This is a genomic window from Streptomyces sp. NBC_01808 (genome assembly GCF_035917395.1).
Lineage (GTDB): Bacteria > Actinomycetota > Actinomycetes > Streptomycetales > Streptomycetaceae > Streptomyces.
This window is the reverse complement of record NZ_CP109072.1, coordinates 2232094-2253847: the sequence shown is the minus strand read 5'-3', so window position 1 is coordinate 2253847 and position 21754 is coordinate 2232094. Positions and strand designations below refer to the sequence as shown.

The 21754-nt window shown below is 73.8% G+C and carries 15 protein-coding genes; 6 read left to right on the top strand and 9 right to left on the bottom strand.

Features of this window, described 5'->3' with window-relative positions; translation table 11 throughout:
- Window positions 1–2 precede the first annotated feature (2 nt).
- The 6 genes from OG946_RS09540 to OG946_RS09515 form a co-directional block, all read right to left on the bottom strand.
- Window positions 3–794 (bottom strand): class I SAM-dependent methyltransferase, encoded by a 792-nt coding sequence (locus tag OG946_RS09540; RefSeq protein WP_326795703.1) that lies wholly within the window; start codon window positions 792–794, stop codon window positions 3–5.
- Entirely contained in the window at window positions 791–2179 is a 1389-nt protein-coding gene (locus OG946_RS09535; RefSeq protein WP_326795702.1) for a condensation protein, read from the bottom strand. The genes OG946_RS09540 and OG946_RS09535 overlap by 4 nt, the downstream gene beginning before the upstream one ends.
- A gap of 52 nt (window positions 2180–2231) precedes the next feature.
- Window positions 2232–6923 (bottom strand): alpha-(1->3)-arabinofuranosyltransferase domain-containing protein, encoded by a 4692-nt coding sequence (locus OG946_RS09530; RefSeq protein WP_326795701.1) that lies wholly within the window; start codon window positions 6921–6923, stop codon window positions 2232–2234.
- Window positions 6920–7645: a class I SAM-dependent methyltransferase gene (locus tag OG946_RS09525; protein ID WP_326795700.1), complete on the bottom strand. Its 726-nt coding sequence runs from the start codon at window positions 7643–7645 to the stop codon at window positions 6920–6922. Before OG946_RS09525 ends, OG946_RS09530 begins: the two co-directional genes overlap by 4 nt.
- 5 nt (window positions 7646–7650) lie before the next feature.
- Complete coding sequence (locus tag OG946_RS09520; RefSeq protein WP_326795699.1) at window positions 7651–8964, bottom strand: glycosyltransferase family 4 protein; 1314 nt, start codon at window positions 8962–8964, stop codon at window positions 7651–7653.
- Window positions 8965–9108: 144 nt separating this feature from the next.
- Window positions 9109–10119: a DUF3068 domain-containing protein gene (locus OG946_RS09515; protein ID WP_326795698.1), complete on the bottom strand. Its 1011-nt coding sequence runs from the start codon at window positions 10117–10119 to the stop codon at window positions 9109–9111.
- A 136-nt stretch (window positions 10120–10255) separates the two neighbouring features.
- On the opposite strand from OG946_RS09515, the gene OG946_RS09510 reads away from it, so the two are divergent.
- Window positions 10256–10399, top strand: coding sequence for a hypothetical protein (locus OG946_RS09510; RefSeq protein WP_018840808.1), 144 nt, complete (start codon window positions 10256–10258; stop codon window positions 10397–10399).
- A 217-nt stretch (window positions 10400–10616) separates the two neighbouring features.
- On the opposite strand, the gene OG946_RS09505 is transcribed toward OG946_RS09510, so the two are convergent.
- Window positions 10617–12674 (bottom strand): SpoIIE family protein phosphatase, encoded by a 2058-nt coding sequence (locus OG946_RS09505; protein WP_326795697.1) that lies wholly within the window; start codon window positions 12672–12674, stop codon window positions 10617–10619.
- A 119-nt stretch (window positions 12675–12793) separates the two neighbouring features.
- Here OG946_RS09505 and OG946_RS09500 point away from each other — a divergent pair, with 119 nt between their 5' ends.
- From OG946_RS09500 to OG946_RS09480, 5 genes are all read left to right on the top strand, one after another.
- Window positions 12794–13282: a GNAT family N-acetyltransferase gene (locus OG946_RS09500; protein WP_326795696.1), complete on the top strand. Its 489-nt coding sequence runs from the start codon at window positions 12794–12796 to the stop codon at window positions 13280–13282.
- Window positions 13283–13383: 101 nt separating this feature from the next.
- Window positions 13384–14169 carry an IclR family transcriptional regulator gene (locus tag OG946_RS09495; RefSeq protein WP_326795695.1) on the top strand — a complete coding sequence of 262 codons (786 nt, stop codon included), beginning with the start codon at window positions 13384–13386 and terminating at the stop codon, window positions 14167–14169.
- Between the two features lie 130 nt (window positions 14170–14299).
- On the top strand, window positions 14300–15136 hold the full coding sequence (locus tag OG946_RS09490) for an SMP-30/gluconolactonase/LRE family protein (protein WP_326800193.1): 837 nt from the start codon (window positions 14300–14302) through the stop codon (window positions 15134–15136).
- Between the two features lie 7 nt (window positions 15137–15143).
- Window positions 15144–16031: an aldo/keto reductase gene (locus OG946_RS09485; RefSeq protein WP_326795694.1), complete on the top strand. Its 888-nt coding sequence runs from the start codon at window positions 15144–15146 to the stop codon at window positions 16029–16031.
- 157 nt (window positions 16032–16188) lie between these two features.
- On the top strand, window positions 16189–18711 hold the full coding sequence (locus OG946_RS09480) for a glycoside hydrolase family 172 protein (protein WP_326795693.1): 2523 nt from the start codon (window positions 16189–16191) through the stop codon (window positions 18709–18711).
- Between the two features lie 249 nt (window positions 18712–18960).
- Here the strand turns inward: OG946_RS09480 and mmsB are convergent, their stop codons facing one another.
- Window positions 18961–20202, bottom strand: coding sequence for a multiple monosaccharide ABC transporter permease (gene mmsB, locus OG946_RS09475; protein WP_326795692.1), 1242 nt, complete (start codon window positions 20200–20202; stop codon window positions 18961–18963).
- Window positions 20199–21752, bottom strand: coding sequence for a multiple monosaccharide ABC transporter ATP-binding protein (gene mmsA / locus OG946_RS09470; RefSeq protein WP_442814600.1), 1554 nt, complete (start codon window positions 21750–21752; stop codon window positions 20199–20201). Before mmsA ends, mmsB begins: the two co-directional genes overlap by 4 nt.
- Between the last annotated feature and the right edge of the window lie 2 nt (window positions 21753–21754).

The window sequence follows — 21754 nt, the reverse complement described above, 5'->3', positions numbered from 1 at the left end:
GACTACTCCCGCCTGGCGTGGACGAGCAGGATCGAGGCCAGCGACGGCGCCCGGCACAGCGCGCGGTCGAACGGCCGCAGCGGCCTGGGCACGTCGTGGTACGGCGCGCCGGCCACCTTCTCCACGGTAAAGCCGGAGGCCGCCAGAAAACCCCGGAGTGCGCGGGCCGTGTAGAGCCGGAGGTGGCCGACGACCTGGCTGCCGGGGCGGCCGTGGATGCCGCGCAGGCTGACTTCCGAGAACACCGGCTGCACGCCGGCCAGCAGCAGCGCGCGGTTGTACCAGGCGGCGAGGTTGGGGGTGGAGAGCAGCAGATGGCCGCCGGGCCGCAGCACGCGGCGCAGTTCGTCGAGCGCGGCGTCCGGGTCGACCAGGTGCTCCACGACCTCGCTGAACAGCACGGCGTCCGCGCTGCCCGCGGCGAGCGGCAGCCCCGCGGGCTGCGCCGCGCCGTCCGGCAGCCCGCCGCGGACGACGTGGACGGGCGTGCCGGGGGCGGCGTCGCGGGTACGGGTCCTGGCGCGGCGCAGCGCGTCGTGCGACCAGTCGACGGCGACGATGCGCTGCCCGCCGGGGCGGCGCGCGTCGAGCACCCCCGCGGCCACCGCGGCGGCGGAGCCGTCGCCGCAGCCGACGTCCACGACCACCGCGGGTGCCGCGCCGGTACGGAACGGGCCCAGGGCGTCCGCCAGCATCCGCGCCTGCCGCCGGCTGCGGGCGTCGCCGGAGGCGACGGGGACCGCCGGGTTCTCGTAGAACTCCCGCAGCGAGGCGGGGGCTTCCGCCCGGCTCACGCCTGATCCCCCGCGTCCTCCGCGCAGGCCGCGAGACCCTGCTGCATCAGCTCGCCGATGCGGACGGCCGCGGCGTGGTCGAGGAGGGCGCGGGAGTAGCGGACGGCCAGGTGCAGCCGGCCCGCGGTGGACGCGGCGGTGATCGCGAGACCGCGCGGCATCCGGGCGGGGGCGGAGAACCACACCGCGGTCGGGCGGCCGGCGGCGCCGAAGTCCAGCGGGTAGACGATGCGGCCGATGTTGGACAGCAGGGTGGTCGACATCAGCGGCGCGGCGGCGCTGCGCAGCGCACGGGCCAGCACGCCGCGGACGCCGACGGGCAGCACCGGCGCGGTGAGCAGCACGCCGTAGAGGCCCAGCGGGTGGCTCGGCTCGGACTTCAGCGTCTGCGTACGGGCCATGGTGGCGCGCAGCAGCCGCTCGACCGCCGCCCGGTCAGGCGCCTCGCCGCCGGTCAGCGCCTCCGCGTCGGCCCGCTCCCCGGCGCCGAAGCCGACCTCGGTCAGCCGGGTGCCGTTGCCGATCAGCATCTCCGCCGACTCCCGCGCCCGGTTGTCGACGGGCATGGTGATGCGCACCGGGGCGGTGCGGGCGCCGTGCGCGCGGTTCCAGCGGGCGGCGGTCAGGCACGTGGCGACGAGGAGCTGGTCGTTGACGGTGGCGCCGTAGGAGGTGCGGCGGGGGGCGGGCAGGTCGAGGAGGAGCAGGCCGTTGCCGGTGCCGGGAGACCCGGAAGACGCCGTGTCGCCGGCGATGCGGGCGGGCCGGGCGGGGCCCGGGCGGCCGGCGTCGGCGACCGGGGGCGGGGGCGCGGGCGGCGCGGTGGCCGCCTTCGGTCCCGTACGGGCCGGGGACGTACCGCCGGCGGAAGCCGCCGCCTGCGGTGCGCCGCCCGCGTACACCTCCGCCGCCGTCGCCAGCACCCGCAGGCACGAAGGGCCGTCCATGGCCGTGTGGTTGACGGTGGTCATCAGGACCGTGCCGCCGTCCCCGGTCTCGACGGCCTCGATCCGCACCGGCGGCGCGGCGTCCAGCGGCGGGCAGTCGGTCATGGTCCGCTGGCGCGCCGCCTCCAGCACGCCGGGCCCCGCGGGCAGGAACGTCACCGGGTCGACGTCGGCCTCCGGGGTCACCTGCCACTGGTAACGGCGGTGCCACCAGCGGCTGGCGGCCTTGCGCTGCTGGAACCGGGGGTGCCGGCGCGCGGCCTCGGCGAGCGCGGTGCGCAGCCGCTCGGGCTCGAACCGCCCGGGGAAGTGGAGCTCGATGTGCACGGTCTCCGGCTCCACCGGATCCGTGCAGTGCAGCGAGACCTCGTCCACCGTGGGGAACGGGACCCGTCCCGGCGCCGCGGGGGCGGGCCGGGCGGGCTGCGTCACCGTCATCTACGCCTCTCCTTCGCGGTGGGCGCCCCGGGTGCGGGGCGCCCACCGGTGTTCACTTGCCCTTCTCCTCCCGCCGGTCGGCGGGCGTGCCGTCGTCCGGCGGGGTGTCCGCGGGGGGTGCGTCCGCGGGCGGGGTGTCCTGCACGTCGTCCACAGAGTCGTCTGCCGAGTCCGCCGCGTCCGCCGTGCCGCTGAGCGGGATCGGCGGCTTGGGCACGAAGGCGTCGCGCGGCTCGTCCTGTGCGGTGCCCAGCGGCGGGGTCGCCGAGTCGTCCGCCGCCCGCTCGGTGCCGAGCGCCGGCGTCCGGTCGGCGCCGGACTCCGCGGCGGCCGCCGTCGCGGCGCCCGCGCCCGCGGACCTGCGGCGCCAGAACCGCTGTGTCGGCCGGTCCGGTTCCGCCTGCGGTGCGAGGTCGGGGCCGGGGTCCGCCGCGACGGCCGTACGTCCGGGCGGCCCGCCGGGCCCGGGCGGCGGACCGCCCGCGGCACCGGCCGCACCCGCCGCGGGCACACCCGCGCCGTACGCGGGGAACGCGGCCGTCTCCGCCTCCGGGTCGACGTCCGGGCCGTACCCGGTCTCCGGCCCGGCCGGCTCCGGCCGCTCCGCGGTGACCAGCGCCGCGGCCAGCGCCAGCACGGCGAGCGCCTGCGCGACGCCGCTGAAGGCCCCCTCGTCCATGCGGACAGCCTCGCCCGCCCCGGTCAGCGCCGCAACACCCGCGCCGGCCATGGCCACCAGCGCCAGCGGCGCGAGCAGCCCGGCCCGGGTCCGCGCCAGCAGCGCCAGCGCCGGCACGATCAGCGCGTAGGGCCCCGCCACCACGGCGACCACGGCGGTGAGCACCAGCGCGCCCAGCACCCAGCCCGGCGCCGGCGGCGCCGGCTCGGCGACGACCACCTCGCGCCGCCCGGCGCGGACGAACGCCAGCCCGAGCAGCGCCAGGATCGCGGCGACACCGGCGAAGATCCCGGCGTCGTACCAGGCCGCCGGCTTGTACTCCAGCTTCACCTCGCCGCTCTTGTCGGCGGGCACCAGGAAGCCCTGCTGCCAGCCGTCGAGCCGCACCGACTCCAGCTCCTCGCCGTCGAGCGTGGCCTTCCAGCCGTCGTTGTAGTTCTCGTACGTCGTGAGGTACGCGTCCTGGCCCTCGCCGACCGTCACGGCGCGCTCGTCGCCCGCCCAGTCGGTGGCCTCCACGTCGCGCCCCGCGGCCGCCGCGGCGGGCTCGCCGCGGGTGAGCGTCAGGTCGGTGACGGCCAGCGCCTCGCCGTCGCCCGCGGCGACCGCGTGCCGGCCGGCGGCCAACTCCACGGGACCCGCGGCCTCGCCGTCGCCCGGGCACAGCTCGATGTCGACGGGCCGGCGGTCGACCAGGTCGCCCAGCGTGCCCTCGGCGCGGGTGTTGAGTAGTTCCCCGTCCACCGACACCACCGGGCCGCTGCCGCACTCCAGCTCGAACGGCTCGTCCTTCTTCACCGGCTCGGTGCGCAGGTCCTCCTCCGCGTCCTCGCCGAGCGCCGGCACGTAGACCTCGGTGAGGCCCACGGGCAGTTGCACGTCGCGGTCCGCGAACGGGTTGTGCACCGACAGCGACTCGGTCCCGGTGACCTTGATGTCGAGCCTGTCGGTCGTCACCGGCGGGATCCGCACCCAGCCGTTGGCGTCCACGCCCACGGTCTGCGCCCCGGTCGGGGTGCTCACCTCGACCTCGGTCGGCCGCGCCGACAGGCCGCCGGCGGGCGCCAGCACGAACTCGCTGATCTCGGTGGCCTCCGGCCAGGTCAGCGTCAGCGACTCGTCCGCCCCGGCGATCCAGGCCGTGGTCAGGTCCTTGTCGACCAGGTTGCGCGGGCTCAACTGCGGGCTCAGCGGCATCGTGGAGCCCGCGGTGGCGCTGATCCGCTCCTCCGGCAGCGCGCTCAGGTCGTCCAGCAGCGCGTCGAGTTCCTGCCCCTGCACGGGCAGCACTTTGCCGGTGACGGTGTACTCGCCCTCCCCGGACTCGAAGCGCCGCTGCAGACCCGTCTCGGCCGCGGCCGGGTTGAGGCCGCCGAGGTCGCTGCCGCGGTGCAGGGAGATCTGCTCCGCGTCCGCCGCGACCTGCTTGGCGTCCGCGGGCAGCCGGAGCTGCCTGCTGACCGGCGAGACGCCGGGGATCTCGACCTCGGCGAAGCCGGCGCCGGCGAAGCCGGTGCGGGTGCCCTCGGTCTTGCGGATGGTGATCCGCAGCCAGTCCGCCTGCCCCTCGGGGGACTTGACGCTCTGCGTCCGGCCGCCGGCCTGCAGCGTGCTGACCTCGCTGCCCCGCGGGGTCTCCACCTCGACCTCGACGGGCTCGGGCCGGACGCCGGCGCCGGGCAGCGGCGTCAGGTCCAGCGTGCCCTCCAGGTTCGTGGGCTCGGTGAAGTCGATCTGCAGCCACTCGCCCTTGGACGTGTCCGGGTTGCCCTCGGCCCAGCCGGTCTGCGGCACGCCGTCGAAGGCGTTGACGGGGTCGAACTGCGGCAGGTGGAACATCCAGTTGCCGCTGGTCGACGCGGTCACCGAGGCGGCGCCGTCGAGGACGGCGGTCGTCTGGTGCTCGGTGCCCTTCTCCGGCACGATCATCCGCGGCTCGTCACCGGGGTCCTGGAGGCTCTCCTCCGGGTTCTTCTCGTCCTCGGTGTAGGTGTACGAGGTGTTGTTGTTGACCACGCCGAACCGGGTGTCCGCCCGGCGCAGCCCGTCGGCCTGCACCTTGACCGCCGGCTCCTCGACGCCCGGGTGGGCGTCGCCCGCGAGTACCGCGGGCCGGCCCTGCCAGTCGGGGTCGGCGGAGAGCTGCAGCAGCGACTCGGGGCCGCCGCTGAGGACGGCGGTGTCGGCGGCGTTGAGCGCGCCGGCCGGTCCCGGGCGCAGGTCCTCGCCGTCGGCCGGCTGGTAGATCTCCACCGAACGCTGGCGCGAGAACAGCCCCTCGATCTGCAGCGGAGTGCCCTCGGGGATGCGGCCGCCGGTCAGCTCGGGGCCGAACTCGGCGACCTTCTCGTAGCCGGAGGACGTGAGGGTCTGCTTCACGGTGGTCGGCGGGACGTAGCCGACCTGGTCGGGGTCGAGGTCGTTGCGTACGACGACGTAGTGCAGGCCCGCGCGGGCCAGGAACGCCTGGAGGCCCGGCACTTCGCCGCCGGTCATCAGCGCCTGGTCGACGGCGTCCATCGCGCGCCGCGAACCCGCCGTGCCGAACGGCACGTAGTCGCGCTGCGCCCAGCGGGACTCGGCGAGCACGTCCAGCGGCTGGTCGATCGGCTTGCCCCACTCGTACGTGCCGTGCGCGGTCGCCGGCACCACCAGGGCCCGGCTGTCGGGGGAGTACTCCTCCAGCCAGTCCGCCGTCTGCTCCCAGTGCTTGGGCAGCTTGTCGAACGCGCCCGGCTGCAGCACGTCGCCGTTGGCGTACGGCAGCAGCAGCCCGGGCAGCACGACGAGGGACGCGATCGCGGGCACCCACGCGCTGCGCCGCGGGTTGGCGCGGGTGCCGCGGCGCTCGGCGGCGACCGCGACGATGTGCGCCAGACCCAGGGCGAGCGCGAGGGCCAGGCCCGGCTGGAACTTGTAGATGTTGCGGAACGGGCTCAGCCAACTGTCCAGCGCGTCCTGCACGCTGCCGGAGAACGGGGCGCCCAGCGCGCCGCCGTAGCCGGCCAGGGTGAGCAGCGCGACGACCATCACGGTCAGCACCAGCCAGCGCCGCTCGGGCAGGTCACGCCGGGCCAGGCCCGCCAGGCCCAGTCCTGCGGCGAGCACGGAGGACAGGATCGGCAGCCAGCCGGTCGCCACGGTCCAGCCGCCGGGCAGCCACGCCTCGCCGAAGTTCAGGTACGCGACCCAGTTGCCGGTGCCGCGCAGCACCTCGGTCGCCGACATGGTGGTCGTGGTGTTGTGCGCGGTCTCGATGAACGGCAGGAAGTTCTCGCCGTAGATGCCGAGGAGCAGCAGCGGCACGATCCACCACAGGCACGCCAGCAGCACCCCGGGCAGCCACCACGCCAGCAGCTTGGTGCGGCGCGAGCCGGTGCGGGTGCACACGTACAGCAGCGCGGGCAGCAGCGCGGCCAGCGTGGAGGCCGCGTTCACGCCGCCCATGAACGGGATGATCAGCGCCGAGCGGGCGGCGGCGACCCGCGGCGTCAGCCGCTCGTCGAGCAGCGGCAGCAGCACCCACGGCAGGACCGCGCCGGGCAGCGCGCCGGCGGAGGTGGAGCCGACGATGATGGTGAACACGGGCCACAGCGCGTACGCGACGGCGCCCAGCACCCGGGTCCCCGGGGTGCCGAAGCCCAGCCGGTCGGCCAGCTTCAGCGCCCCCCAGAACGCGGCCGTGACCACGAGCGACAGCCACAGCCGCTCGGCCAGCCACGTCGGAATCTGCGCCACGTCGGTGAGCAGGTAGTACGGCAGCATCGGGAAGGCGTAGCCGAAGTACTGGTCGTGGATGCCGCCGAAGCCGTTCTGGTCGTGCCACAGCTCGCCCAGGTCACCGGCGAACTTCCACGGGTCGACCACCACGCCGAGCTTCGTCTCGAACGTCGTCTTCCCCGCCGAGGGGATGAGCCAGGCGACGAACGCGAACGCCCAGAAGCCGAGCGGCCAGCGCCAACTGCGCCGGCTCTCGGGCGGCCGCGCCCCTGCCGGCCCCGAGGGGGGCGGTGGTGAGTAGGGCCGGCCGGGCGTGGCCGGCTGCGCGGGGAGCGTGGAGGTCATGGGCACCGCCGGAGTATGAGAAGAAGGTTCCAGGTGGCGAACTCGCGTACGCCGGGGACACGGACGACGGCCTCGGCGAGGAAGGGCCAGTAGCGGGACCGGGCCGCGACGACCTCGACGTCGTCCCGGGCCCGTACCGCCTTGAGCGTGGGGCCTATGTGGATGGGGAAGAGGTTCTCGCCCAGGGTGTGCTTCGGGTCGCGTCCGGTGCGCCGCGTATAGCGGCGGCGCGCCCGGTCCGCGCCCAGGTAGTGCCAGGGCGCCTGCTCGTGGCCGCCCCAGGGGGAGAGCCAGTTGGTGAACGCCACGTACAGCAGGCCGCCGGGCTTGGTGACCCGGATCAGCTCGCTGAGGAAGGTCTCGGGGTCGGCGACGTGCTCCAGCACGTTGGAGGAGAACGCCACGTCGGCGACGCCGTCGGCGAGCGGGAGCAGATAGCCGTCGGCGACCACCGCACCGGTGGTCACGTCGGAGCCGGCCGCCATCTCGCCCGCGTCGCAGTCGAAGAGGTACGCCTCGGCGCCCCGGCTGCGGAACTCCTCCGTGAACCAGCCCCCGCCGCCGCCGACGTCGACGACCAACTGGCCCTTGAGCGGCGTGATCCGCTCGACCTGGTCCGCCGCGTCCCGCGCCAGCAGGCTGTACGCGCGGGCGGGGTCGTCCTGCTCCTTCATGAAGGCGCGGAAGAGGGCGGCCGACCGCCGGATGGAGGGGTCCCGCACTGCTGTCACCCTCCCCGCTTGTCGTGCTGCCCGGCGCGGGCGAGCGCCTCGTCGGCGACGGCGCGGAAGTCGCGTACCGTCGCCTCCCAGCTCAGCCGGGTGGCGCGCTGCCGGGCCGCGGCGCCGAGGGCGGCGCGCCGCTCCTCGCTGAGCGCCAGCGCGCACCAGTGGGCGGCGAACGCGCTCTCGCCGCGGGCCAGCATGCCGGTGTCGCCGTCGCGGATGGAGTCGCGCAGGCCGGGGATGTCGAAGCCGATCGCGGGCGTGCCGCGTACCGCCGCCTCGGTCACCACCAGGCCCCAGCCCTCGACGAGGGAGGGGTGCAGCAGCAGCCAGGAGGAGGCGAGGAGGCGGTGCTTCTCGCCCTCGGAGACATGGCCGGTGAACGTCACGCCGGGACCCGCCATCGCTTCGAGCCGACCGCGCTCGGGTCCGGTGCCGACGATGACCAGCCGGCCGCCGGTGACCGGGCGCACCCGCTCCCACAGTCGCAGCAGCAGGTCGATGCGCTTGTACTCCACCAGCCGGCCCATCGCCAGGAAGAGCGGCTCGGGCGACTTCTGCGGCAGCGGTCCCGGGTCCTCGACGCCGTTGTGGACGACCCGTATCCGCTTGGGGTCGACGCCTATGTTGCGCAGCGCGGTGGCGGTGGAGGAGGAGACGGCGACCAGGAGGTTGCCGCGGTGCGCGCCGGCGAGCGCCCAGTGCTCCAGCCGGCGGCCGAGGCGGGCGAGGGGTCCGGGGTAGCGCATCGCCCACAGTTCGGTGTGCACGTGGTTGACGAGGCAGAGCGAGGGGCCGCTGTGCCACAGCGGCGCCAGGTAGGGCATGCCGTTGCAGACCTCGACCAGCAGGTCGGTGCCGCCGACGTGGCGGGAGAGGGCGCGGCGCGCGCGCAGGAAGTGGGCCAGCTCGAAGGTGGTGCCGCCCGCGGAGACGACGCGGTAGTCGCGGTACGCGGCCGGGCCGCCGCACACGAGGGTCACCTGGTGGCCGTGGTCGGTCAGCCCGCCGGCGAGCCGGTCCACGAGCAGTTCCGAGCCGCCCGCGGCGGGGTTGCCGAGGTCGCGCCGGGCGAGGAAGGTGATCCGCCGCGCGGCGTGGCCGCTGCCGCTGCCGCGGCCGTCGCCGCCGCGGCCGTCGGCCGCGCGGGTGCCGGCGGCACGGGCGCCGCGGTCCTCGGGGCCGCGGGTGCCGCGGCGTTGGGCATCGTGGCCTTCCGCGCCCCGGCTCGCGGGCACGCCGGCGGTCCCGGCCGGGTGCGGGTGCGTACGCCGGAGCGCGTCCGCGTCCAGGGACGGGGGTACGTGCTGGGGCATCGGTGCTCCAACTCGTCTCAGGGTGCGGGCGGGTGGTTCAGGGCCGTTCATGGGGTGCGGCATGGCGGTCGGGTGGACGGGGGCGACGGGGACGCCGGCCGGGGGGACCGGCGTCCCCGTCGCGGGGGTGGGGGGTGAGGGGCATCAGGCCGCGACCGGCTGGGGCGGGACGCCGTCCGGCTCCCGGTCGCGGTCCGGCTCGTCCCGCCGGCCGCCGCGGGCCAGCAGCACGGCGCCGGCGCCCGCGAGTACGAAACCGGCCACCAGCGCGACGACCGGCAGGGTCTCGCCGACCAGCTTCAGCCTGCTGCTGTCCTCGTCGGCGAGGTCGACCTGTTCCTTCTGGGTCTCCTCGGTGAACGCGATGCCGTCGCTCTGCAGCAGCGTGACCTCGTCGGTGCCGCCGCCGGGCTGGCGCAGCGTCTTCTTCGGCGCGATGGAGGCGTAGATGATGCGGCCGGTGCGCTCGTCGGCGACCAGCTCGATCTTCTCGTTCGCGTACCACTCGTCGGCGAACACCTGCTCCTTGTCGGGCAGTCCGACCATCACGCCCGGCACCTGCCGGGTGCCGGTCTTGACGGGCTCGATCTCGCCGGTGAAGGCGAGCCCGGTGTAGCCCTGGATCTCCCGCTCGCCGTCGTACTTCAGCGCCACGGTGTCCTGGGCGGTGCTGTCCCACCAGCGGTACGTGCGCTTCTCGACGTCGAAGGGGAACTTCAGGTACGCGTCGCCGCCGAACCGGTTGCCGTCCACGCCGGTGAACTCGTCGCAGCAGTGCTCCGGCGCGTTCGTCTCGCGGTTCATGACCCAGCGCTCGGTGGTGAACTGGAACGCGCGGCGCGGGTCGTCGATCTCCCGCGTCAGCGGGGTGTCGATGGTGGTGGCCGCGTCCCAGACGGCGGTGTCGTCGTCGCCCGCCGCCACGTCGCCCAGCACCCGCCGGACGATCGTCAGCTCCTGGTTGTCCCGTTCCTTCTGCGTTTCGGTGTCGTAGAAGGTGCCGGTGCCTTCGTAGCGCGTCGTCGAGTCGATGTCGACGGGATTCAGCTTGGCCCGCGGCTCCACGTAGAACGCGAGCATGGGGGCGAGCACGAGCAGGAAGACGCCCAACCCCAGCAGGATGAGGGACAGGGGTGACGCGGTACGGCGGCTCATGCTGCACTCCCGGCAGGGGCTGGTTTACGACGCTGGTTTACGACGCTGGTTTTGTCACCGCGGTGCAAGTTCTACGGGTCGGTAACGTAAGGCTGTGCTTGACAGGGTGTCAATGCTGCTCCCACACTCAGCGTCCATGCAGAACCGACTGGTAGCCGCCGTGGTGACGAGCGTCGCCGCCGCCGCTCTCGCCGTGGGCGCCGCCCTCGGCCTGGTGGCCGCGCTGAACGCCACGCCGGAGCAGCCCAACGTCCCGCTCATCAGCTTCGACGGTCGCTGACCTGGTATTCGTCCCCGCCGCGGAGGTCGCGGCGGGGGCTTTGCCACGCCCGGGTGCCCAGCGTCGCGCAGGTGGCGACACGCCGAGGACACGGTGTCGTATCGATGTCCAAAAATTGTCGACCAGGTGACAAGTAGTCACCGTCCGGTGGCGCGACGCACCGGGGTGCGGCGGCCGTACGCGGTACGTGCCGCGCCCCGCGCCCGCGCCGCGGGCTTCAGCCGAACTCGGCCCAGACGCACTTGTCGTTGCCGCGCGGCTCCACGCCCCACACGTCCGCCAGCCGGTCCACCAGCAGCAGCCCGCGGCCCGAGATGCCCGCTTCGCCCGGTTCGCGGCGGTGGGGCAGCGCACTGGAGCGGTCCTCGACCTCGACGCGCAACCTGCGCTCCGGCGTGCTCAGCGGGCGGATCGTCACGATCGCCGGACCGTCGGTGTGCAGCAGCGCGTTGGTGATCAGCTCGTCGGAGACCAGCTCGATCTCGTCCGCCCGCTCGCCCGCGCCCCAGGAGCGCACCGCGCTGCGGATCATGTGCCGGGCCGCGGAGAGCGCGTCGGGGTCGGAGGGCGGGATGTACTGGCGCAGCCGGCTGCCTGGCTGGGCGGTGTCGCCCGTGGTGCGGCGCAGCATCACCAGCGCCATGTCGTCCTCGACCTGCCGGTCGTCCACCACGTCGCACAGCCGGTCCGACAGCTCGTCGATGTCGCGCGGCCCGGTGCGTACCAGCTCGGTGAGCTGCGCCATGCCCTGGTCCAGGTCGGCGCCGGGGACCTCCACCAGGCCGTCGGTGTACATCAGCAGCGCGTCGCCCGGATCGAGGACCATGGTCGTCACGGGGTAGTCCAGCGGGCCGAACGTCGCGGAGAGCCCGAGCGGCAGCCCGCCGGGGACCGGCAGCACGCGGCAGCCGCCGTCCGCGTGCCGCACCAGCGGGTCGATGTGGCCGGCCCGGACCAGTTGCAGGGCGCCGGACGACAGGTCGATCTCCGCGTACGTGCACGTGGCGAAGCGCTCGGTCTCCAGCTCGTGCAGGAACTCCGAGGCCCGGGCCATCACGGTGGCCGGCGCGTGCCCCTCGCCCGCGTACGCCCGCAGCACGATGCGCAGTTGGCCCATCACCGCGGCGGCCTGGGTGTCGTGGCCCTGGACGTCGCCGATGACGACGCCGACCCGGCCGCCGGGCAGCGCGATCACGTCGTACCAGTCGCCGCCGATGCCCTGCCCCTCGTGCGCCGCCCGGTAGCGCACGGCGACCTCCGCGCCCGGCACCTCGGGGATGCTGCGCGGCAGCATGGCCTGCTGGAGGTCCTCGGCCAGCCCGTGCTCGCGGTCGTGCAGCTTGGCGCGCTGGAGGCTCTGCCCGATGCCGCTGCTCAGCGAGACCAGCAGGTTGCGCTCCTCCGGCGAGAAGGCGCTCTTGTCGCGGTAGGAAAGACCGAGCGCGCCGATGACGCGCCCCTCGGCGATCAGCGGCAGATACGCGGCGCAGTCGATGCCCAGGGACTCCGTGTACGGGTAGAGCCGCGGGTACGCGGCGGCGAACTCCGCCCGGGAGAGCACCAGCCGCGGCCGGCCCGTGCGCACCACCTCGCTCAGCGGCAGCCCGGGCTCGTCGACCCGGGTGAAGTCCGCGAGCTGCACCTCCGTACCTTCACCCATGGTGATGATCTGGATCCGCCCGGCGTCCACCAACCCCAGCACCATGTTCACCGCGCCGAGCCGGGCCAGCCCCTCCGCGCCGCCGAGCACGCCGATCACGTCGTGCACGGTGGTGGCGTTCGCCAGCGCCGCGGTGGTCTGCTGCACGACGCCGGTCTGCCGGCGGCGCTCCTGGTCCAGCGCGAACTGCTGCGCGGAGTAGTTCAGCTCCAGCGTCGCGTCGCGGACCATGCCCACGACGCGGTGCGCGCGGCCGCCGTCGTCGCGCAGGATCGCGCCCTGGGTGTGCGTCAGCCGGGACGTGCCGTCGCGTAGCTGAACGCGCAGGTACGCGCTGTAGGCGGGGCGGTCCTGCGCGATGGCCCGGGAGATCAGCGCGTCGAGCCGCGCGCCCTCCTCCCTGGTGATGCGCGAGCCGAGCGACTGCGGGTCGCCGTCGTACTCCTCCGCCCGCAGGTCGAACACCCGCAGCGCCCCTTCGTCCAGGTGCATCTGCCCGCCGTCGAGGTCCCAGTCGAAGCTGCCCATGCGGTTCAGCTCCATGCTGACCACCGCGGGCGCGGGCCAGTCCCCTGCCCCCGGGGCCGGCGCCGCCGTGCCTCCCCGCTCGCTCATGCCGTTACTTTCGCACTTTTTGTACGGATATTCGAGTGATTGGCCATTCTACGCCCCGCGGAGCCACCCGCCGAACAAAGCGGTGGCGCCGCCGCCCGCCGCCCCGGCATGCTGACCCCATGCTGATCAGGGACGCCACCGCCGACGACTGGCCCGCCATCTGGCCGTTCTTCCACCGCATCGTCGCCGCCGGCGAGACCTACCCGTACCCGCTGGACATGAGCGCCGAGCAGGGCCGCGAGGTGTGGCTGCCGCCGCCCCCGGACCGGACGACCGTCGCCATCGACGACGAGGGCCTGATCGTGGGCTCGGCGAAGATGAACGCCAACCGGCAGGGCAACGGCGACCACGTCGCCAGCGCGAGCTACATGGTCGACCCGGACCGGCACGCGCGCGGCGTCGGCCGCGCGCTGTGCGAGGACTCCCTGCGCTGGACCCGCGCCCGCGGCTTCCTGTCCATGGAGTTCAACGCCGTGGTCGAGACGAACGTCCACGCCGTGAAGCTCTACGAGTCCCTCGGCTTCCGCATCACCGGCACCCAGCCCCGCGCCTTCCGCCACCCCGGGGAGGGCCTGGTCGGCCTGCACTGCATGCACGTCGATCTCTGACTCCGGTCCCCATTGCCCGCCGTGGAGGCGGGCGTTACGCTGCGTTCGTCATTTCGATAACTGGTCGAGATTTCGGACCTTCGAGGGGTGGGTGAGCGCGCATGGGGCGACTCGTACCGGCCGTGACGCGCGCTCTCGACATCCTAGAGCTCTTCCTCGACCGGGACACGACGCTCTCCGCTCCCGAGATCACCCGCAAGCTGGGCCTGCCCAGGACCACCGTGCACGAGCTGGTCACCACCCTGGCCGCCCGCTCCTACCTCAGCGCCGTCCCCGGCCAGCCCGGGCGCTACCGGCTGGGGGTGCGCACGTACCAGCTCGGCAGCACCTTCGGCGAGCAGCTCGACCTCGCCGCCGAGGGCCGGGAGGTCGCCCGCGAGGTCGCCGAGACCTGCGACGAGACCGTGCACATCGCGATCCTGGAGGACACCGACGTCATCTACATCGCGAAGGTCGACAGCACCCGCGCGGTCCGGATGGTCTCCGCCACCGGCCGCCGGCTGCCCGCGCACTGCACCGCCGTCGGCAAGATGCTCCTCGCCTCGCTGCCAGAACAGGCCCTGGACGCGCGGCTGCCGGAGAGCCGGCCGCTGGTCGCGATGACGGACCGCAGCCTCACCTCCGTACGCGACCTGCGCCGCCACCTCGCCGGGGTGCGCGAGCGCGGCATCGCCGTCGAGGAGCGCGAGTCCAACCCGGACGTAAGCTGCGTGGCGGCGCCGGTGCACGACTCCGCGGGCCGGGTGGTCGCCGCGCTGAGCATCTCGGTGCCGATGATCCGGTGGAGCGGGGAGCGCAGGGACGAACTGGCGGAGCTGGCCGCGAAGGGCGCGGGCCGGCTGTCGGAGCGCCTGGGCCACCGGGGCGGCGGGACCCGGGCCGGGTGAGCCGGGGACGTGGCCGGTACGGCGGTCCCGGACGGACCCGGGACGCGGGCCCGGGGCGTACGCGGGAAGTGAGCCGGGGACGCACCCGGAGACGAGAGCCGGGGCATACCCGGGAAGGAGCCGGATGACGATGCTGGACGTGGCCGTACGCACGCGCGCCGAACTGGGCGAGGGGCCCACGTGGGACCCCGCGGCCGGCCGGCTGATCTGGGTCGACATCCTGGGCGCCCGCATCCACGCCTACGACCCGGCCACCGGCAGGCGCACCGTGCAGACCACCGAGCAGCACGTCGGGTCGGCCAAGCCGCGCGCCGGCGGCGCCGGTTACGTCGTCAACCTGCGCGACGGCGTCGGGCTCTACGACGCGGACGGCGCGTTCCGCTGGCTCGTCCACGAGCCGGTCGCCGGCCGCCGCGGCAACGAGGCGATGGTCGCCCCGGACGGCGCCCTGTGGGCCGGCACCATGCGCTACGACTCCGCCCCCGGCGGCGGCACGCTGGCCCGCGTCACCGGCGACGGCGCGCAGACCGTCGTGCTGGACGACGTCACCGTCAGCAACGGCACCGGCTGGAGCCCGGACGGCCGGCTCATGTACTACGCCGACACCCCCACGGGCCGCATCGACGTCTTCGACACCGACGGCGACGGGGTCACAGGGCGGCGCCTGTTCGCCGCCGTGGAGGACACCCCGGGCTCGCCCGACGGGCTGTGCGTGGACGCCGAGGGGTACGTGTGGGTGGCGCTGTGGGACGGCGCCGCCGTGCGCCGGTACGCCCCGGACGGCACCCTGGACCGCACGGTGGAGGTGCCCGTGCGCCGCCCCACGTCCTGCGCGTTCGGCGGCCCGGAGCTGACCGACCTGTACGTCACCTCCTCGTCGCTGGCGGACGAGCACCCGCTGGCGGGTTCCGTCCTGGTGCTGCCGGACGCGGGCCGCGGGCTGCCGCAGGCGCCGTTCGAGGGGTGAGGCGCGGATGACCGCGGAAACGACGGCGGGGACGTTCCGTATCGGCGGGGACCTGGAGGTCGGCCGGCTCGGGTTCGGCGCGATGCAGTTGCCGGCCGGGCCCGCGGACGCGCGGGCGGCGTCGGTGGCGGTGGCGCGGCGGGCGGTGGAGCTGGGCGTCACGCTGATCGACACGGCGCACCTGTACGGCGGCGGGGCCAACGAGGAACTGCTGGCCGAGGCGCTGTACCCGTACCCCGAGGGGCTGTTGATCACCACGAAGGTCGGTGTCGCCCGCTCCGCCGAGACGGGGGAGTGGGGGCTCGACGGCCGGCCCGAGGTGCTGCGCGAGCAGGTGGACCACGCCCTGCGGCGGCTGCGGGTGGAGCGGATCGAGCTGCTGCAACTGCACCGCATCGACCCGGAGGTGGACCTCGCCGAGCAGTTGGGGGCGCTGCGGGAGCTGCAGGAGGCGGGGAAGATCGCGCGGCTGGGGCTGTCCGAGGTGACGGCCGGGGAGCTGGCGCGGGCGCGGGAGCTGGTGGACGTCGCGAGCGTGCAGAACCGCTACAGCGTGGGCGACCGGGAGCACGAGGCGGTGCTCGACGCCTGCGCGGCGGCGGGGATCGCGTTTTTGCCGTGGCGCCCCGTGCTGGGCGCGGTGCCGCCGGCGGACGCCGCGGGCGCTCCGGACGCCGGGGACCCGGAGGCTCCGTACCGGGTGATCGGGGCGGTGGCCCGCGAACTCGGCGCGACGCCGGTGCAGGTCGCGCTGGCCTGGCTGCTGGCGCACTCGCCCGTGGTGCTGCCGATCCCGGGGACGGCGAAGCTCGGGCACCTGGAGGAGAACGTCGCGGCGGCGGACGTACGCCTGGAGCCGGCGCATCTGGAGCGGCTGGACGGGCTGTCGTCGTGAGGCCCGCGGGCCGCGGCCCCGATTTCTGAAATCGATTGCGTGCCGGAGGGCTTGACAGCCCGAGCGTCCAACTCCTGCTCTGTACACACCCCTTGACCGACCCCGGGACCGCGCCTAGCTTCTCGTGAAATCGATTTCGAGAAGACTGGGAGGCACCGTGGACAGACATGGCCGGATTCGCGGCGGCATCGCCGCCCTCCTCGCCGTGGTGACGGCGCTGGCGACCGGGGGCCTGGCGGCGGCCGCGCCCGAGGCACCCGAGCCGCGCGGCGGCCCTGACCTGGCCGCCGCCAAGGGGCCCGTCGGATGGGACACGTACCGGCAGCTCGACCGGCTCTCCGACCTGCCGGCCGGGGTGCACACCAAGCAGTTCTCCAGCTTCGACCGCACCGGCGGCAACGCGCACGACGGCTTCGACGGCAAGTACTCCTGTCTGCGGACGACCGCCACCGGCTGCGTCATCGCCGAGCAGGCCGGGGCCGGCGAGATCGGCGCCATCTGGTTCACCCGCGACGAGGGCAACGTCAGCAGGACGGGCCGCATCACGATCGAACTCGACGGCGAGAAGGTCGTCGACGCACCGCTCCAGGACCTGGTCGACGGCAAGCTCGGCGCCCCCTTCGTCAGCCCGCTGGTCGCCAACGCCGACCAGACGTCCGGCGGCGTCGTGGTCGAGGTGCCGATGCCGTACCGCGAGTCGATGCGGATCACCACCGAGCACAACCCGCTCTTCCACCACGTCTCGTACCGCACCTTCGCCGACGCCGAGGGCGTCACCACCTTCGACCCGGACGACCCCGCCGCCGACGTCGTCGGCACCCTGCGCGCCGCCGGCACCGCCGACCCCAAGCCGGCCGTGCCCGGCGCGCGCACGGAGCGCACCGGCCTCGCGCTCGCGCCCGGCGCCTCCCAGACCCTCGCCCGCACCGACCGGCCGGGGCTCCTCACCGAGCTGCGCCTCCGGCTCCCGCAGGCCCCGTACGTCCAGCCGCGCAGCGAGACCGACGACGGCAGGGCGTACGGCGCGGGCGGCGGCAGCGAGTTCACCCTCGCGATCGACCCCGGCAACGAGGGCGTGCGGCTCACCCGCCGCTACGACCCGATCATCGCGAACCAGGTCGCCACCGTGTACGTCGACGGCCGCGAGGCCGGCACCTGGGGCCCGACGCCGCAGGCCGGCGGCGGGCTGTGGGGCGAGGACAGCGTGGAGCTGCCCGCGGAACTGACCGCGGGGAAGTCGGAGATCACCGTGCGCAACGCCTTCGTCTCCTCCGACCTCGATGTCAACGAGTTCACGTACTGGGCCGACAGCCGCGTCGGCGGCGAGATGCGCCGCACCGACACCATGGACGTCGGCGACGCCGCGAGCGAGACCGCCCACGGCTACGCCATCACCGCGCCGAACTGGCAGGGCGTGCGCACGTACGACTACCCCCTCGGCGACGACGAGCGCGCCGAACTCGCCGCGGCCCAGGACGTGCTCCAGGGCCTGCGGCTGCGCGCCACCTTCGACGGCGAGCGCACGGTGGACGCCCCGCTCGGCGAGTTCTTCGGCTCAGGCCACGCGACCGCGCCCGTACGGGCCCTGATGTACGGCATCGACGCGGAGGCCGAGGGCGGGCCCGTCCTCACCTCCTGGTGGCCGATGCCCTTCGCGCGGAACGCGCAGGTCGAGCTGTACAACGGCTCCGACACGGCGATCACGTCCGGCACCGCGGAGGTCACCGCCGCCCCGTCCCGCACCCACGCCCAGGCCGTCGCCTCCGGCGACGCGGGCCCCTTCCGCGCCACGTCCCACGCGGGTCCGACGGTGCCGGGGGAGAGCTGGGACTTCCTCGCGACGGCCGGGACCGGCAAGTTCACCGGCGTCACCCACACCATGACCGGCGAGCTGGACCGCAACTACCTGGAGGGCGACGAGCGCGTGTACGTCGACGGCGCCCGCACCCCGCAGATCCACGGCACCGGCAGCGAGGACTTCTACCAGAGCGGCTGGTACTTCAACCGCGGCACCTACACCCAGCCCTTCAACGGCAACCCCACCCACCTCGGCCCGCCCACCGGCTGCGCGGCGGACCGGGACTGCACGGGCACGTACCGGCTGATGATCCACGACGCGGTGCCGTTCACGCAGGCCATCGACTTCGACATCGAGCACGGCTTCGTCAACGACAAGCAGGCGGACTACTCGACGACCGCGTACTGGTACGGCGAGAAGAGGGCGACCGGCACGAAGACCGACACCCTGGACGTGGGCGACCCGCGCAGCGAGAAGGCCCACGCCTACACGTCGGACGCGCCCGGTGACGTCACCGAGCTGGACTCCGTCTTCGAAGGCGACGCGCAGCAGCCGCGGCGCCTCACCGCCGACATCCGCGCCACGACGGCACCGGTCAGCTTCACCCTGCGCGTCGACCGCGACAACGCGGGCGTGGAACTGCGCCGCACCGGCGACCAGGCGGCGCCGTACCAGCGCGCGGCGGTGCGGGTCGAAGGGAAGCAACTGCCGGACTGGCTCCAGCCGCTGGGCAACGCGGAGCGCCGCTGGCTGGACGACACGTACCAGATCCCGGCGAGCGTGACGGCGGGCAAACAGGAGATCACGGTGACGCTGACCCCGGCGGCGGACGCCCCGCCGTGGTCGGCTGAGTCGTACGAGGCCCACACCCTGCGCGACTGACCCGCCGCGGCCCGCCGCAAACCCGCCCCGCGGGAACGTCAGGTACCCGCGGGGCGGGGTGCGGGGGCGGGGTGCGGGGGCAGCGCCGGTGCCGGAGGGCGGCCGGGGCCGGCTCCGACGTCGCCTTCCCCGCCCCCTCCCCGCAGCCGCCGCCGGGAGGCTTCCCGGCGGTCCGCACCCGTCGAACCCCGGCCACGTGGAGTGACGGCGGCGTACGTCCTGCCGGACCGTACCCGGCCGGCCTCGTTCCTACGACCCCGCCCGCCGTTTGTTCCAGATGTCGAAGCCCACCGCCGCCAGCAGCACCAGGCCCTTGATGACCTGCTGGTAGTCCGTGCCCAGGCCGACCAGCGACATGCCGTTGTTCAGCACGCCCAGCACCAGGCCGCCGATGACCGCGCCGAACACCGTGCCGATGCCGCCGCTCATCGACGCGCCGCCGATGAAGGCCGCCGCGATCGCCTCCAGTTCGAACATCTCGCCGGCCTTCGGGACGCCCGCGTTCAGGCGGGCCGCGTAGACGCAGCCGGCGAGGGCGGCGAGGACGCCCATGTTGACGAAGACCAGGAAGGTGACGCGCTTGTCCTTGACGCCGGACAGCGTCGCCGCCGCCTTGTTGCCGCCCAGGGCGTAGACGTGGCGGCCCACGACGACGTTGCGCATCACGTAGCCCAGCGAGACCAGCAGGCCCGCCATGATCAGCAGGACCACCGGGACGCCGCGGTAGCTGGCCAGCATCAGTGTGGCGACGACCACCGCCGCGACGATGAACGTGCACTTGCCCAGCCACAGGGGGTACGGCAGCACGTCCAGTTCGTACGACAACTGGCGGCGCCGGTCCCGCCACTCCTGCCACAGCAGGAACAGGCCGACGCACAGGCCAAGCAGCAGGGTGAGGTTGTGGTAGTTGGTGTCCGGGCCGGTCTCGGGAAGGAAGCCCTGGGCGATGTTCTGGAAGCCCTTGGGGAACGGCGACAGCGACTGGCCTTCGAGCACGATCTGGGTGAGGCCGCGGAAGACCAGCATGCCCGCGAGCGTCACGATGAATGAGGGGATGCCGATATACGCGATCCAGAAGCCCTGCCAGGCCCCGGCGACCGCGCCGATGAGCAGCGAGCACACAAGCGCCAGCGGCCACGGGAAGTCGTGGTTGACCATCATCACGGCCGACATCGCGCTGGCGAACGCGCACAGCGAGCCCACCGACAGGTCGATGTGCCCGGCGATGATGACGATCATCATGCCCATCGCCAGGATCAGGATGTAGCTGTTCTGCTGGACGATGTTGGAGACGTTGCGCGGCAGCAGCAGCGTGCCGTCGCTCCATACCTGGAACACCACGACGATCAGTCCGAGCGCGACGAGCATGCCGTACTGCCGCATGTTGTTGCGCATCGCGTCCAGCAGGGCGCCGGCGAGGGCGCCGCGGGATCCGCCGGCGGCGGGGGCGGCCGGCGGGGTGTCGCGCTTCTCGGTGGTCAGCGGGCTCATCCTTCGTCCCTTACGTGCGTGGTCATGTGGCGCATGAGGACTTCCTGGGTGGCTTCCGACCGTGGCACCTCGCCGGTCAGCCGGCCCGCGGCCATGGTGTAGATCCGGTCGCACATCCCGAGCAGCTCGGGCAGCTCCGAGGAGATGAAGACCACCGCCTTGCCGCGGGCGGCCAGTTGGTCGATGACTGTGTAGATCTCGTACTTCGCGCCCACGTCGATACCGCGGGTGGGCTCGTCCAGGAGCAGCACCTCGGGGTCGGCGTGGATCCACCTGCTGAGCACGACCTTTTGCTGGTTGCCGCCGCTCAGCCGGTTCACGGGCTCGAAGACCGTCGGGGTCTTGATGTTCATCGACGTGCGGTAGCCCTCGGCGACCCGCCGCTCCTCGTGCTCGTCGACCGCGCCGCGGCGGACCAGCTTCGGCAGGGCGGAGAGCGTGATGTTGCGCATGACGTTGTCGATGAGGTTGAGGCCGTACGTCTTGCGGTCCTCGGTGACGTACGCGATGCCGTGCCGTACTGCGTCCGGCACGGTGCGGGTGTCGACCTCGCGGCCGTCGACCCGTACCGTGCCGGACTCGTACCGGCCGTAGGAGCGGCCGAAGACGCTCATCGCCAGCTCCGTGCGGCCCGCGCCCATCAGGCCCGCGATGCCGACGATCTCGCCGCGCCCTACCTCGATCGAGACGTCGTCGACGACCTTGCGCTCGTGGTCGATGGGGTGGCGCACGGTCCACCCCTCGACGGCGAGCGCGACCGTGCCCGCGTCGTCGCCCCGGTAGTGGGAGCGCTCGGGGAAGCGGTGGTCGAGGTCGCGGCCGACCATCCCGCGGATGATGCGGTCTTCGGACAGCGCTGGACCCTCGCCGCCCGACTCCGCATCCCGTACCGCCAGCGTCTCGATCGTCCGGCCGTCGCGCAGGATCGTCACCCTGTCCGCGACCTGCCGGATCTCGTTCAGCTTGTGCGAGATGAGGATGCAGGCGATGCCCTGGTCCCGGAACTCCCGGATGAGGTCAAGCAGTTTGCGGCTGTCCTCGTCGTTGAGGGCCGCGGTGGGCTCGTCGAGGATGAGGAGCTTCACCTTCTTCGACAGGGCCTTCGCGATCTCCACGAGCTGCTGCTTGCCCACGCCGATGTCCGCGACCCGCGTCTGCGGCTTCTCCGCGCCCAGCCCGACGCGCTTGAGCAGCGCGGTGGCGGCGCGCAGCGTCTCGTTCCAGGAGATGACGCCGCGCTTCGCCTGCTCGTTGCCGAGGAAGATGTTCTCCGCGATGGACAGGTACGGAACCAGGGCCAGCTCCTGGTGGATGATCACGATGCCGCGTTCCTCGCTGGCCCTGATGTCCCGGAACGCGCACGGCTCGCCCTCGAAGAAGATCTCGCCCTCGTAGCTGCCGTGTGGATGGACTCCGCTCAGGACCTTCATCAGGGTCGACTTGCCGGCGCCGTTCTCGCCGCAGACGGCGTGGATCTCGCCGGGCGCGACGGTGAGGCTGACGTCGGCGAGCGCCGTGACCCCGGGGAAGGTCTTGGTGATGGAACGCATGT

Bases quoted from the DNA above. Each gene is read 5' to 3' on its own strand.
- mmsA (WP_442814600.1), bottom strand. From the start codon at position 21,752: ATGCGTTCCATCACCAAGACCTTCCCCGGGGTCACGGCGCTCGCCGAC.
- OG946_RS09490 (WP_326800193.1), top strand. From the start codon at position 14,300: ATGCTGGACGTGGCCGTACGCACGCGCGCCGAACTGGGCGAGGGGCCC.
- OG946_RS09510 (WP_018840808.1), top strand. From the start codon at position 10,256: ATGCAGAACCGACTGGTAGCCGCCGTGGTGACGAGCGTCGCCGCCGCC.
- OG946_RS09500 (WP_326795696.1), top strand. From the start codon at position 12,794: ATGCTGATCAGGGACGCCACCGCCGACGACTGGCCCGCCATCTGGCCG.
- OG946_RS09530 (WP_326795701.1), bottom strand. From the start codon at position 6,923: ATGACCTCCACGCTCCCCGCGCAGCCGGCCACGCCCGGCCGGCCCTAC.
- OG946_RS09515 (WP_326795698.1), bottom strand. From the start codon at position 10,119: ATGAGCCGCCGTACCGCGTCACCCCTGTCCCTCATCCTGCTGGGGTTG.
- OG946_RS09485 (WP_326795694.1), top strand. From the start codon at position 15,144: ATGACCGCGGAAACGACGGCGGGGACGTTCCGTATCGGCGGGGACCTG.
- OG946_RS09495 (WP_326795695.1), top strand. From the start codon at position 13,384: ATGGGGCGACTCGTACCGGCCGTGACGCGCGCTCTCGACATCCTAGAG.
- mmsB (WP_326795692.1), bottom strand. From the start codon at position 20,202: ATGAGCCCGCTGACCACCGAGAAGCGCGACACCCCGCCGGCCGCCCCC.
- OG946_RS09520 (WP_326795699.1), bottom strand. From the start codon at position 8,964: ATGCCCCAGCACGTACCCCCGTCCCTGGACGCGGACGCGCTCCGGCGT.
- OG946_RS09505 (WP_326795697.1), bottom strand. From the start codon at position 12,674: ATGAGCGAGCGGGGAGGCACGGCGGCGCCGGCCCCGGGGGCAGGGGAC.
- OG946_RS09535 (WP_326795702.1), bottom strand. From the start codon at position 2,179: ATGACGGTGACGCAGCCCGCCCGGCCCGCCCCCGCGGCGCCGGGACGG.